We start from the raw sequence: 12,920 nt of genomic DNA, 5'->3' as shown, positions 1-12,920 counted from the left end.
GTCAGGCGTCCGCCACCGAGTCGAACGGCACCTGCCCCCGCGTCACCCCGCGCGCGTCGGCGTCCACCGAGCGGCGCAGCGCCTCGTGCAGCCTCGCCGGGGTCAGCACACCGAGGAACCGGTCCCCGTCCAGCACGGCGACCCACCCGGCGTCGTGCTGGAGCATCACCCCGAACGCCTGCTTCAGCGGTGCGCCGACCGGCACCCAGGCGGTCATCCGGTGGGCGAGGTCCCTGACCGTGCCGCCCGCCGGCAGCTCGTCGACGCCGACCCAGCCGTGCAGGTCACCGCCCGCGTCCAGGACCACCGCCCAGCGGGCGCCCGCGGACCGCAGCCGCTCCAGGGCCCGCGCGGCCGGCTCGTCCGGGCGGGCGACGGGCGGCTGCTCCAGGTCGTCCGGCTCGATCGCGGTGACCGACAGCCGCTTCAGCCCGCGGTCGGCGCCCACGAAGGAGGCGACGTACGGCGTCGCGGGCGTCCCGAGCACCGCGCCCGGCGTGTCGAACTGCTCGATGCGGCCCTGCCCGTACACGGCGATCCGGTCGCCGAGCCGGACGGCCTCCTCGATGTCGTGCGTGACCAGCAGCACCGTCTTGCGCACCGCCGCCTGCATCCGCAGGAACTCGTCCTGCAACTGCTCCCGCACCACCGGGTCGACCGCGCCGAACGGCTCGTCCATCAGCAGCACCGGCGGGTCCGCGGCCAGCGCCCGCGCCACCCCGACCCGCTGCCGCTGACCACCGGACAGCTGCTGCGGGTAGCGCGGCCCGTAGGTCTTCGGATCCAGCCCCACCAGGTCCAGCAGCTCGGCCGCCCGCGCCCGTGCCCTCGACCGCTTCCAGCCGAGCAGCGCGGGCACGGTCGCGGTGTTGTCGAGGACGGTGCGGTGCGGGAAGAGGCCCACCTGCTGGATGACGTACCCGATCCGGCGGCGCAGCCGGACCGGGTCGACGGCCGCGACGTCCTCGCCGCCGACGAGGATCCGGCCCGAGGTCGGCTCGATGAGCCGGTTCACCATCATCATGGTCGTCGTCTTGCCGCACCCGGAGGGCCCGACGAGCGTGACGAGTTCCCCCTCGGCCACCTCGAAGGAGAGACCGTCCACGGCCGTCGTACCGTCCGGATACCGCTTGGTGACCTGCTCGAACCGGATCATTCCCTCAACGTACGGCAGGACGCGGCCCGCCTCATTCCGTCGTGCCCCGACCGGCGGACGCCCGGGGGTGCGGTCAGCCGAGCAGGATCACCTCCAGGGTGCGGGGGCCGTGGACGCCCTCCACCCGGTCCAGCTCGATGTCGCTGGTGGCCGACGGGCCGGAGATCCAGGTCAACGGGCGGGTGGGGTCGAGGCGTTCGAGGGCCTGGGGTACGGAGGAGACGACCTGGTCCGGGACGCGCACGACACAGATGTGGTGGTCCGGGACGAGCGAGATGCGGCGGCGGCCCTGGTCGGGGGAGCCGTCGAGCACGATGGTGCCGGTCTCGGCGATGGCCACGGCGCATCCCGTCACCACGCTGTCCACCCGGTCCAGCCGCTGGGCGGTGTCCGCCGCCCGGTCGTGGATGCGTACGGGACCGGCGGCGGACAGCCACTCCGGCGGCAGCCCCGGAGGAACCAGCACCTCCTGGGAGCCGCGCTCGGCCAGCAGCCGCATGACGAGCAGCGGCAACTCCTCCGCGTCGCAGCGGTGCACGACGGCCCGGTAGTCCACCAGGTTCTCCGCCAGCAGCTCCACCGTCTCCTCGGTGGTCCGCCGCCCGTGCTCGCGCAGGTAGTCCCGGGGCACGGCCTCCTCGTACGGCACCTCGTCCGCGGGCACGTCCGCGAGCGCGCGCCGCACCCGGCCCAGGATCCGCTCCCTGCTGCTCACTTCGCACCGTCCTTCCCGCCGCGCGTCCGCTGCCACCAGTCCCGGAACGGTTCGGGCGGTAGGGCCGGCAGGTCGCGGGTGCCGGTCCACGCCCGGCCGGGGCCGGGCAGGGTACGGGGGTGCAGCCGGCGGGTGCGGGAGGCCAGCCGCTGGCCCGTGCGCAGGGCGCCGGGGTGCGTGAACGCCCAGCGTGCCGCCCGCATCGCCGCCCGTTCGGCCGCGTGCCCCTTCGCCGGCCGGAGCACCACCGTGTTGCCCTGCCGCACCGCCGGACCGCCCTCGACCACCCGCTCCCGCAGGTGCACCAGCACCTCGGGGATGTCGATGGCGACCGGGCACACCTCGTAGCAGGCCCCGCACAGGCTCGACGCGTACGGCAGGGAGGCGTCGATCTCGCTCGCCGTGCCCCTGAGCTGGGGGCTGAGGATGGCGCCGATGGGGCCCGGGTAGACCGAGCCGTACGCGTGCCCGCCCGCCCGCTCGTACACCGGGCACACGTTCAGGCAGGCCGAGCAGCGGATGCAGCGCAGCGCCTGGCGGCCGACCCGGTCGGCGAGGGTGTCGGTGCGGCCGTTGTCGAGCAGGACCAGGTGGAAGGCGCGCGGACCGTCGCCGTCCGTCGTGCCCGTCCACGTGCTGGTGTACGGGTTCATGCGCTCGGCGGTCGAGGAGCGGGGGAGGGTCTGGAGGAAGACCTCCAGGTCGCGCCAGGTGGGCACCACCTTCTCGATGCCGACGACCGAGATCAGCGTCTCCGGCAGGGTCAGGCACATCCGGCCGTTGCCCTCGGACTCCACGACGACCAGCGTGCCGGTCTCGGCGACCATGAAGTTGGCGCCGGAGACGCCGACCTTGGCGCGCAGGAACTTCTCCCGCAGGTGCAGCCGGGCCGCCTCGGCGAGTTCGGCGGGCGTGTCCGTCAGCCCTTCCGGGGCCGGGCGGCCCCACTCGCCCATCTCGGTGCGGAAGATGTCCCGGATCTCGCCCCGGTTGCGGTGGATGGCCGGGACCAGGATGTGCGAGGGGCGGTCCTTGCCCAACTGCACGATCAGTTCGGCGAGATCGGTCTCGTAGGCGCGGATGCCCGCGGCCTCCAGGGCTTCGTTGAGGCCGGTCTCCTGCGTGGCCATCGACTTGACCTTCACGACCTCCGACTCGCCGGTCTCCTTGACCAGCCGGGCGACGATCCGGTTGGCCTCCTCGGCGTCCGCCGCCCAGTGGACCGTGCCGCCGGCCGCGGTGACCGACTCCTCCAACTGGACGAGGTAGCGGTCGAGGTGGCGCAGGGTGTGGTCCTTGATCCGCCGGCCCGCCTCGCGCAGCGCCGCCCAGTCGGGCAACTCGCCCACCGCCTTGGCCCGTTTGGCCCGGATGGTGTGGGTGGCGTGGCGCAGGTTGCCCCGCAGGACGGGGTTGCGGACGGCGTCGTGCGCGGCCTTCGGGAAGGCCGGCATGCCGAGATAGGTTCCGTTCATACCGCCGGTTCCTCCTCCGTGCTCGCCAGGATCTCCGCGATGTGCACCGGCCGCATGCCCGTGCGCAGCCGGGTCATCGTGCCGCCGAGGTGCATCAGGCAGGAGTTGTCGGCCGCGCACAGCACCTCCGCGCCCGTCGACTCGGCGTTGCGCACCTTGTCGGCGCCCATCGCCGCCGACACGTCCGCGTTCTTCACCGCGAACGTGCCGCCGAACCCGCAGCACTCGTCCGCGCCGGGCAGCTCGACCAGTTCAAGCCCCTTGACGGCCTGGAGCAGCCGGCGCGGCCGGTCGCCCAGCCCGAGCCCGCGCAGCCCGTGGCAGGTCGGGTGGTAGGTCACCGTGTGCGGGTAGGAGGCGCCGACGTCCGTCACCCCGAGCACGTCGACCAGGAACTCCGTCAGCTCGTACGTCTTCGGCACGACCGGCGCCAGCGTCCGCGCCAGCGCGTCCCCGCGGCCCTCGGCCCGGGCCCGCTCGCCCATGCGGGGATACAGCTCCCGCACCATCGCCCCGCAGGACCCGGACGGGGTCACGATCGCCTCGTACTCCCCGAAGACATCGGAGAAATGACGGGCCATAGGCTCGGCCTCATGCCGGTAGCCGGTGTTGTAGTGGGCCTGCCCGCAGCAGGTCTGCGCCATCGGGAAGTCGACATCGACACCCAGTCTGGTCAGCAGCTTCACCACGGCCCGGCCGGTGTCCGGATACAGCGTGTCGTTGACACAGGTCAGGAACAGGGCGACACGCATCGCGGCTCCTCGGTGTCGGTCATCGGACGAGTGCAGAGTAATCGGCGGGCGGCGCCGAGGGGAGACCGCGGCTCACCGCGTGGCGAGCCGGGACTGGGCCGCCCGCCACGGGCCGGTGTCGCCGCGGGGCGTGTACCGGGTGAGCGGGTGGGTCCGGACGAGCAGCCGGCGCAGGGCGGCGAGATCACCGGCGAGCCCGTCCGCGCGGGCCTGCACGAGGACGTTGCCGAGGGCCGCCGCCTCGGTGGCGCCGGCCACCACCGGCAGCCCGCAGGCGTCGGCCGTCAGCTGGCACAGCAGCGCGTTGCGGGTGCCGCCGCCGACCAGGTACACCACGTCCACCGGATGGTCGGCCAGCCGCTGCGCGTCCAGCACGGCCCGCCGGTGGGCGAGGGCCAGCGAGTCGAGGATGCAGCGGGTGATCTCGGCCGGGGTCCCCGGCACCGGCTGCCCCGACGCGCGGCACGCCCCGGCGATCCGCTCGGGCATCCGCCCCGGCGCCAGGAACTGCTCGTCCCCGGCGTCCACCACCGAGCGCAGCGCCGGCACGCCGGCCGCCTCCCGCAGCAGCGCCCCCAGATCCGGCTCGCCCCAGGCCCGCAGGCACTCCTGGAGCAGCCACAGCCCCATGATGTTGCGCAGATAGCGGACGGTGCCGTCGAGGCCCAGCTCATTGGTGAAGTTCGCGGCCCGGCTCTCCTCGGTGAGCACGGGAGCGGACAGCTCCAGGCCGGCCAGGGACCAGGTGCCGGTGCAGATGTAGGCGAAGCGCTCCCCGTCCGCCGGGACGGCGGCCACCGCCGACGCGGTGTCGTGCGAGCCGACGGCCGTCACCGGCACCGGACCGGTCAGGCCCGTCTCCGCCAGCACCTGTGGCCGCAGCGTTCCGGCCGGATCGCCCGGCTGCCGCAGCGGAGCGAACAGGCCGAGGTCGATCCCCAGCCGCCCGGCGACCTCGTACGACCAGTCCCGGGTCCGGGGATCGACGAGCTGGGTGGTGGAGGCGTTGGTCAGCTCGGTGCCCTGTTCGCCGGTGAGCCAGTACGTCAGCAGGTCCGGGATCAGCAGCAGCCGCCCGGCGTGGGCGAACTGCTCCGAGGCGCGGGCGGCCGCGAGCTGGTAGAGGGTGTTGAACGGCGCGTACTGGATGCCCGTCGCCGCGTACAGCTCCGCCGCCGGCACGGTCGCCCACACCTTCTCCGCGACCCCCTCGGTGCGGGCGTCGCGATAGTGCACCGGGTTGCCGAGCAGTGCCCCGTCGGCGTCCAGCAGGCCGTAGTCGACGGCCCAGCTGTCGACGCCCACGGAGGCGAGCCGTCCACCGCAGTGGGCCCCGGCCGCCCGCAGTCCGTCGAGGACACCGCCGTAGAGCGCCAGGACGTCCCAGCGCAGCCCCTCCGGTACGCGCACCGGCCGGTTGGGGAACCGGTGCGCCTCGCTCAGCTCCACCGAGTCCGCGCTCACCCGCCCCACCATCACCCGCCCGCTGGACGCGCCGAGGTCGACCGCGGCGTACGACTTCACGCCCGCGCTCATCGCAGGAACGCGGCCGCCACACCCGCGTCGACCGGGATGTGCAGTCCGGTGGTGTGGGTGAGGTCCCCGCCCGTGAGCGCGAACACCGCGTTCGCCACGTGCTCGGGCAGCACCTCGCGCTTCAGGATCGTCCGCTGCGCGTAGAACTCGCCCAGCTTCTCCTCCGGCACCCCGTACACCGCGGCCCGCTGCGCCCCCCAGCCGCCGGCGAAGATCCCGGACCCGCGCACCACACCGTCCGGGTTGACGCCGTTCACCCTGATCCCGTGCTCGCCCAGCTCCGCGGCCAGCAGCCGTACCTGATGGGCCTGGTCGGCCTTGGTGGCCGAGTAGGCGATGTTGTTGGGCCCGGCGAAGACGGCGTTCTTGGAGGCGATGTACACGATGTCGCCGCCCAGCCCCTGCGCGGTCATCACCCGCGCCGCCTCCCGCGACACGAGGAAGGACCCGCGGGCCATGATGTCGTGCTGGAGGTCCCAGTCCTCGACCGACGTCTCCAGCAGCGGCTTGGAGATGGAGATCCCGGCGTTGTTGACGACGAGGTCCACCCCGCCGAAGGCGAGGACGGCCGCGTTGAACGCGGCGGCGATCCGCTCCTCGTCGGTGACGTCCACGGTGACGGCGACGGCCTTGTCCGGCCCGCCCAGCTCCTCGGCGACGGCCACGGCGTTCTCGCCGTTCAGATCGGCGACGACGACACACGCCCCCTCCGCCACCAGCCGGTGCGCGATGGCCCGCCCGATGCCGCTGCCGGCCCCCGTCACCAGCGCGACCCGGGTGGCGAGCGGCTTGGGCTTCGGCATCCGCTGGAGCTTGGCCTCCTCCAGCGCCCAGTACTCGATCCGGAACTTCTCGGCTTCCTCGATCGGCGCGTACGCCGACACGGCCTCGGCCCCGCGCATGACGTTGACGGCGTTGACGTAGAACTCGCCCGCCACCCGGGCGGTCTGCTTGTCCTTGCCGAAGCTGAACATGCCGACGCCCGGGACGAGCACCACGGCGGGGTCGGCGCCGCGCATGGCGGGGGAGTCGGGCAGGGCGTGCCGCCGGTAGTAGGCGGCGTACTCCTCGCGGTAGGCCGCGTGCAGCTCCCGCAGCCGGGCGACGGCGTCCTCCAGCGGCGCGGCCGGCGGCAGGTCCAGCACCAGCGGCCGGACCTTGGTGCGCAGGAAGTGGTCGGGGCAGGAGGTGCCGAGGGCGGCCAGCCGGGGGTGCTGGGCGCGCGCCAGGAAGTCGAGGACGACCTCGGAGTCGGTGAAGTGCCCGACCTGCGGCCGGTCCTGGGACGCCAGACCCCGGACGTACGGCGCGAGCGCGGCGGCCCGCTCCCTGCGCTCGGCCTCGGGCAGGGGCTCGTACCCCGCGACGACCGGCCCGAACGGCTCCGCCTTCCCCTTCTCGGCGAGGAACGCCTCGGCGGTCCGGATGATGTGCAGCGAGTTCCGCTCGCACTCCTCGGACGTCGATCCCCACGCGGTGATCCCGTGCCCGCCGAGCACGCACCCGACGGCCCGCGGGTTGGCCTCCTTGATGGCGGCGATGTCCAGCCCGAGCTGGAACCCGGGCCGCCGCCACGGCACCCACACCACGCTGTCCCCGAAGCACTCGGCGGTCAGCTTCTCCCCGTCGGCGGCGCACGCGAGCGCGATCCCCGAGTCGGGGTGCAGGTGGTCCACGTGCGGGGCGTCGACCAGACCGTGCATGGCGGTGTCGATGGAGGGCGCGGCCCCGCCCCTGCCGTGCAGGCAGTAGTCGAACGCGCCGACCATCTCGTCCTCGCGCTCGACACCGGGGTACACGTCCACGAGGGCGCGCAGCCGGTCCAGGCGCAGCACGGCCAGCCCCGGTTCGGTGAGCGTGCCCAGGTCGCCCCCGGAGCCCTTCACCCACATCAGCTCTACATCGCCCCCGGTGACGGGATCGGTGGCGGTGCCTTTCGCCGACGCGTTCCCGCCGGCGTAGTTGGTGTTCCGGGGATCGGAGCCGAGCCGGTGGGAGCGATCGAGGAGGGCGTCGACTTCGGGATGGGTGGTCATGACTACGGGTTCCTTCCGGGAGAGGGGGCGTGGTGAAGGGCGCGGGGCCGTGTCGGTACGCGGCTCCGCCGCGTGGGCGCGACGGGCCGGGACGGACCCGCACCCCGCGACGGCGCTTCAGGGGCAGACGCTCACGCCCCCCAGCCGGCCTGCTCGCCCCCGACCCGCTCGGCGACGATCCGCTCGGCCCAGCCGGACCGGGCGTACGCGCCCATCGGGTCGGGGTCCAGCCCCAGCTCCTGGCGGACCTCGCCGAGAAGTCCGCGCACATCGGTGTTGTACGCGTCCATCAGCACGGCGTTGGCCCCCAGCACGTCACCGGAGGACTGCGCCTCGGCCAACGCCGCCCGGTCGACCAGCAGCGCCTTCGCCGTGGCCTCCTGCACGTTCATGACCGACCGGATGATCGCCGGGATCTTCGCCTCGATGTTGTGGCACTGGTCGAGCATGAACGCGACGTCGGCGGTGAACCCTCCGCCCCGGATCACCTCGTACATGATCCGGAACAGCTGGAAGGGGTCGGCCGCACCCACCATCAGGTCGTCGTCGGCGTAGAAGCGCGAGTTGAAGTCGAACCCGCCGAGCCTGCCCTCCCGCAGCAGCAGCGCCACGATGAACTCGATGTTGGTCCCGGGCGCGTGGTGCCCGGTGTCGACGACCACCTGGGCCTTGTCGCCGAGCTTCAGGCAGTGCGCGTAGGCGGTACCCCAGTCCGGCACGTCCGTCGTGTAGAACGCCGGCTCGAAGAGCTTGTACTCCAGCAGCATCCGCTGCCCGTCGCCCAGCCGCGCGTACACCTCGGCCAGCCCCTCGGCCAGCCGGTCCTGCCGGGCCCGTACGTCGTCCTGCCCGGGGTAGTTCGTCCCGTCGGCGAACCACAGCTTCAGGTCCCGTGATCCGGTGGCGTCCATGATGTCGACGCACCGCAGCAGGTGGTCGACGGCCTTGCGCCGCACCGCCGCGTCCGGGTGGCAGATGCTGCCCAGCTTGTAGTCGTCGTCCTGGAAGGTGTTGGAGTTGACCGCGCCCAGCCGCACCCCCCGCTCCTCGGCGTACTTCGCGAGCGCCGCGTAGTCCTCCACGGTGTCCCACGGGATGTGCAGGGCGACCGTCGGCGCGACCCCGGTGAAGGCGTGCACCTGGGCGGCGTCCTCCAGCTTCTCCCAGGGCGTGCGCGGCACACCGGCCTGGGCGAACACCTTGAACCGGGTGCCCGAGTTCCCGTACGCCCACGACGGCGTCTCGACGGCCTGGGTCTTGAGCGCGGCCTTCACCGCGGCGAGGTCGGTCACTTGGGGGCTCCTGTGGTGTCGGGGGGGACGACTGAGCGGATGTCGGACGGAACGACCGAGCATGGGAACGCGTTTGTGAAACGATTCAGGACGGCAAGCTAGGTGCCGCCCGCAAGGGTGTCAAGGACTCCGACGCACCCCGTCTTCCGTGATCGGGCCGTGACCTTTGGCTATCGCAAGTTTTTCGACACGGACCCATTGACGTGACATGACTGTGGTGCCTACGGTCCCCGCAATCCACTTGAAACCTTTCACGACACCGTGGCGGCCTCGCGGCCCCTTCGCCGGTGTCGTCGAGGAGCCCCCATGACCCACCCGCCTGACACGGGACCGGCCCCGGTGCTGGCACTGAAGGGCGTCTCGAAGTCCTTCGGCGCCGTACGCGCCCTGAGGGACGTCTCCCTGGAGCTGCTGCCCGGCGAGGTGCACGCCCTCGCCGGTGAGAACGGCGCGGGCAAGTCGACGCTGATCAAGACCCTCGCCGGAGTGCACCGGCCGGACGCCGGTCAGGTGCTGCTCGACGGCGAGCCCGTCGTCTTCCACGGCCCCGGCGACGCCCGCGACGCCGGCATCGCCGTGATCTACCAGGAACCCACCCTCTTCCCCGACCTGTCGATCGCCGAGAACATCTTCATGGGCCGCCGTCCCCGGCGCGCCCTCGGCCGGATCGACCACAAGGCCACCCACGCCGCCACGGCGGCCCTGATGCGGCGGCTCGGCGTCGACCTCGACCCCGACCGGCCGGCCCGCGGCCTGTCCATCGCCGACCAGCAGATCGTGGAGATCGCCAAGGCGCTCTCCTTCGACGCCCGGGTCCTGATCATGGACGAGCCCACCGCCGCGCTGACCGGCAGCGAGGTGGCCCGCCTCTTCGGTGTGGTCCGCACCCTGCGCGAACAGGGCGCGGCCGTGCTGTTCATCTCGCACCGGCTGGAGGAGATCTTCGAGATCTGCCAGCAGGTCACCACGCTGCGGGACGGCGCCTGGATCGCCAGCGAGCCGCTCGCCGGCATGAGCGAGGACGACCTGGTGCGCCGCATGGTCGGCCGCGACCTGGCCGAGCTGTATCCGAAACAGGAGGTCCGCGCCGGCGAGGTCGTGCTCAGCGTGCGGCGGCTGACCCGCGAGGGCGTCTTCACCGACGTCTCCTTCGAGGTCCGGCGCGGTGAGATCGTCGGCCTCGCCGGGCTGGTCGGGGCCGGCCGCACCGAGGTCGCCCGGGCCGTGTTCGGCGTCGACCGCTGGGACGCGGGCGAGGTCGAGGTCGGCGGGCGCCGGCTGACGAACGGCGCCCCGTCCGCCGCGATGGCGGCCGGACTCGCCCTCGTGCCGGAGGACCGGCGGGCCCAGGGACTGGTCATGGACATGTCCATCGAGCGGAACATCGGCCTGACCGGACTCCGTACGACCGCCCGGGCCGGGCTGGTGAACCGGACCGCCGAACGCAGCCGGTCGCTGGACTGGGCCGTGAAGCTCCAGGTGAAGTACGCCCGGATCGCGGACGCCGTCTCCACCCTGTCCGGCGGCAACCAGCAGAAGGTCGTCCTCGCCAAGTGGCTCGCCACCGGCCCCCAGGTGCTCATCGTGGACGAGCCGACCCGGGGCATCGACGTCGGCACCAAGGCCGAGGTGCACCGGCTGCTCAGCGAGCTGGCCGCCGACGGCGTCGCCGTCCTGATGATCTCCTCCGACCTGCCCGAGATCCTCGGCATGGCCGACCGGGTCCTGGTGATGCACGAGGGCCGGATCACCGCCGAGATACCCCGCGCCGACGCCACCGAGGAGACCGTGATGGCCGCAGCCACCGGGAGGGCCGCCGCATGACGGTCACCACCGACGAGACCCCCGTCGCCGGGGCGCCCCGCTCCGGCGGCACCCGGCTGGTCGACCGGGTCTTCAAGATGCGCGAACTCGCCATCCTCGCCGTCTTCCTGGTGATGATCGCCGTCACCCAGGCCGGCAACAGCGAGTTCCTGTCCGAGCAGGGCATCAAGGACCTGCTCCTCAACGCGACGATCCTGGTGCTGGTCGCCACCGGCCAGTCACTGGTCGTCCTCAGCCGCAACGTCGACCTGTCCGTCGGCTCCACACTCGGCATCAGCGCCTTCGCCGCCGGAACCTACCTCCAGGGCGGCGGCAACGCGGTCGTCGCGATCCTCCTCGCCGTCCTGCTCGGCATCGGCCTCGGGCTGCTCAACGGCCTCCTCGTCAGCCTCGGCCAGGTCCCCGCCCTCGTCGTCACCCTCGGCACCCTGTACGTCATCCGGGGCGTCGACTCCATCTGGGTCGGCTCCCGCCAGATCACCGCGGCCGACCTGCCCGGCGGCTTCGTCGACTTCGGCTCCGGCGGCGTCTCCGCGATCCCCTGGCTCGCCGTGATCGCGCTGGTGGTGCTGGTGGCGACGGGCTACTACCTCAAGCACTACGGCAGCGGGCGGGAGCTGTACGCCCTCGGCTCCAACCCGGAGGCCGCCCGGCTGGCCGGCATCCCGGTCCGCAAGCGCATCCTCGCCGCGTACACCTTCTGCGGAGCGCTCGCCGGACTCGCCGGCGCCATGTACCTGGCCCGGTTCGGCAACGTCGACTCCGGCACCGGCAACGGCTACGAACTCACCGTCGTCAGCGCCGTGGTGGTCGGCGGCATCGCCTTCACCGGCGGCTCCGGCAGCGTCTACGGCGCCGCCCTCGGCGCCCTGCTGCTCACCTCGATCAACAGTGTGCTCCCCGCGCTCGGCGTCAGCTCCGTGTGGGTGCTCGCCATCAACGGCGTCCTGCTGCTGCTCGCCATCGCCGTCGACCGGGTCGTGGCGCTGCGCGTGGCCGCCGCCCTGAAGAAGAAGTCGGCCCCCAGGAGGTCCGCCATGGCGAAGGAGAAGGCCGGTGCCTGAGTCGCTCACCCGCGCGGTCCGCTGGGACACGGTCGTCGGCGCGCTGCTCATCGTCCTGTTGCTGCTGTCGTTCGGCTTCGTCGACGGCTTCGGCAACGCCCTCAACCTGTCGTTCCTCATCGGCAACACGCTCCCGATCGCGCTGATCGCCCTGCCGATGACTCTGCTGGTCGTCGCCGGCGAGATCGACCTGTCCGTCGCGTCCACGGCCGGGCTGTCCGGCGCGGTGATGGGCAAGCTGTGGAACGAGGGCATGGCCATCGAGACGATCATCCCGCTGTGCCTGCTGCTCGGGGTGGCGTGCGGGCTGGTCAACGGCCTGCTGGTGACCCGGCTCGGGCTGCCGTCGCTGGCGGTCACCATCGGCACGCTGGCCGCCTACCGGGGTATCGCCCAGATCGTGCTCGGCTCCGACGCGGTGACCGACTTCCCCTCGCAGTACCTGGACTTCGCCGCCGGCCGCATCGGCGACTCCTTCCTGCCGCAGGCCTTCCTGCCCTTCCTGGTGCTGCTCGCCGTCGCCGTGGTGCTGCTGCACGCCACACCGTTCGGCCGGTCGCTGTTCGCGATCGGAGCGGGCGAGGAGGCGGCGCGGTTCGCCGGGATCCGGGTGAAGCGGACCAAGCTCCTGCTGTTCGTCGCCACGGGAGCCATGTCGGCGCTGACCGGCGTCTTCTGGGCGCTGCACTACGCCAGCGCCCGGTACGACAACGCCACCGGGCTCGAACTGTCCGTCGTCGCCGCCGTGCTGCTGGGCGGGATCGACTTCGACGGGGGCAGGGGCACGATCGGCGGTGCCGTCGCCGGTGTCTTCCTGCTCGGCGCGCTGCAGAACGTGATGAGCCTGCTGAACGTCTCCGCCCAGTCGCAGATCGTCGTCACCGGCGTGCTGCTCGTGGTGTCCGTGCTGGGCCCCCGGGTCGCGCGGCAGATCTCCCTCGCCCGGGCGGCCGGTTCCACCGGATAGCCCGTCCGCCGGCCGCGGGCCGTCCGCGGCCGGCCGCGCCCACGCGGCGGAGCCGCACCCCCACACAACCCCGCGCCCCCCGAGGGGCGCACCACCCACTCCT

At 72.8% G+C, this 12,920-nt stretch carries 10 protein-coding genes; 3 read left to right on the top strand and 7 right to left on the bottom strand.

Going from position 1 to position 12,920, the window contains the following annotated elements; translation table 11 throughout:
* Window position 1: 1 nt before the first annotated feature.
* The 7 genes from AB0947_RS05365 to rhaI form a co-directional block, all read right to left on the bottom strand.
* Window positions 2–1,156 (bottom strand): betaine/proline/choline family ABC transporter ATP-binding protein, encoded by a 1,155-nt coding sequence (locus tag AB0947_RS05365; protein WP_366748916.1) that lies wholly within the window; start codon window positions 1,154–1,156, stop codon window positions 2–4.
* Window positions 1,157–1,229: 73 nt separating this feature from the next.
* A complete protein-coding gene (locus tag AB0947_RS05360; RefSeq protein ID WP_366748915.1) occupies window positions 1,230–1,871 on the bottom strand; it encodes a lactate utilization protein C in 642 nt (213 codons plus the stop codon).
* On the bottom strand, window positions 1,868–3,346 hold the full coding sequence (locus AB0947_RS05355; RefSeq protein ID WP_366748914.1) for a lactate utilization protein B: 1,479 nt from the start codon (window positions 3,344–3,346) through the stop codon (window positions 1,868–1,870). Before AB0947_RS05355 ends, AB0947_RS05360 begins: the two co-directional genes overlap by 4 nt.
* Window positions 3,343–4,098, bottom strand: coding sequence for a (Fe-S)-binding protein (locus AB0947_RS05350; protein ID WP_366748913.1), 756 nt, complete (start codon window positions 4,096–4,098; stop codon window positions 3,343–3,345). Before AB0947_RS05350 ends, AB0947_RS05355 begins: the two co-directional genes overlap by 4 nt.
* A 72-nt stretch (window positions 4,099–4,170) precedes the next feature.
* The gene (locus AB0947_RS05345; protein WP_366748912.1) at window positions 4,171–5,634 is read right to left on the bottom strand and encodes a rhamnulokinase family protein; all 1,464 of its coding nucleotides are present in this window, start codon (window positions 5,632–5,634) and stop codon (window positions 4,171–4,173) included.
* Window positions 5,631–7,670, bottom strand: a complete 2,040-nt coding sequence (locus tag AB0947_RS05340; protein ID WP_366748911.1) for a bifunctional aldolase/short-chain dehydrogenase — start codon at window positions 7,668–7,670, stop codon at window positions 5,631–5,633. The genes AB0947_RS05345 and AB0947_RS05340 overlap by 4 nt, the downstream gene beginning before the upstream one ends.
* Before the next feature lie 131 nt (window positions 7,671–7,801).
* The gene (gene rhaI / locus AB0947_RS05335; protein ID WP_366748910.1) at window positions 7,802–8,962 is read right to left on the bottom strand and encodes an L-rhamnose isomerase; all 1,161 of its coding nucleotides are present in this window, start codon (window positions 8,960–8,962) and stop codon (window positions 7,802–7,804) included.
* Between the two features lie 306 nt (window positions 8,963–9,268).
* Between rhaI and AB0947_RS05330 the strand changes: the two genes are divergently transcribed.
* The 3 genes from AB0947_RS05330 to AB0947_RS05320 are packed head-to-tail and all read left to right on the top strand — an operon-like array spanning window position 9,269 to window position 12,817.
* The gene (locus AB0947_RS05330; protein ID WP_366748909.1) at window positions 9,269–10,786 is read left to right on the top strand and encodes a sugar ABC transporter ATP-binding protein; all 1,518 of its coding nucleotides are present in this window, start codon (window positions 9,269–9,271) and stop codon (window positions 10,784–10,786) included.
* Complete coding sequence (locus AB0947_RS05325; RefSeq protein ID WP_366748908.1) at window positions 10,783–11,850, top strand: ABC transporter permease; 1,068 nt, start codon at window positions 10,783–10,785, stop codon at window positions 11,848–11,850. The genes AB0947_RS05330 and AB0947_RS05325 overlap by 4 nt, the downstream gene beginning before the upstream one ends.
* Window positions 11,843–12,817, top strand: coding sequence for an ABC transporter permease (locus tag AB0947_RS05320; RefSeq protein ID WP_366748907.1), 975 nt, complete (start codon window positions 11,843–11,845; stop codon window positions 12,815–12,817). Before AB0947_RS05325 ends, AB0947_RS05320 begins: the two co-directional genes overlap by 8 nt.
* Window positions 12,818–12,920: the final 103 nt, after the last annotated feature.

It is taken from the genome of Streptomyces sp. NPDC047841 (genome assembly GCF_040704085.1).
Lineage (GTDB): Bacteria > Actinomycetota > Actinomycetes > Streptomycetales > Streptomycetaceae > Streptomyces > Streptomyces argyrophylli.
The sequence above is the reverse complement of the archived record's forward strand: the minus strand, read 5'-3'. Positions and strand labels throughout refer to the sequence as shown.

Excerpts from the sequence above, each read along its gene's own strand:
- AB0947_RS05365 (WP_366748916.1), bottom strand. The coding sequence starts at position 1,156 with ATGATCCGGTTCGAGCAGGTCACCAAGCGGTATCCGGACGGTACGACG.
- AB0947_RS05355 (WP_366748914.1), bottom strand. The coding sequence starts at position 3,346 with ATGAACGGAACCTATCTCGGCATGCCGGCCTTCCCGAAGGCCGCGCAC.
- AB0947_RS05350 (WP_366748913.1), bottom strand. The coding sequence starts at position 4,098 with ATGCGTGTCGCCCTGTTCCTGACCTGTGTCAACGACACGCTGTATCCG.
- AB0947_RS05345 (WP_366748912.1), bottom strand. The coding sequence starts at position 5,634 with ATGAGCGCGGGCGTGAAGTCGTACGCCGCGGTCGACCTCGGCGCGTCC.
- AB0947_RS05340 (WP_366748911.1), bottom strand. The coding sequence starts at position 7,670 with ATGACCACCCATCCCGAAGTCGACGCCCTCCTCGATCGCTCCCACCGG.
- AB0947_RS05330 (WP_366748909.1), top strand. The coding sequence starts at position 9,269 with ATGACCCACCCGCCTGACACGGGACCGGCCCCGGTGCTGGCACTGAAG.
- AB0947_RS05325 (WP_366748908.1), top strand. The coding sequence starts at position 10,783 with ATGACGGTCACCACCGACGAGACCCCCGTCGCCGGGGCGCCCCGCTCC.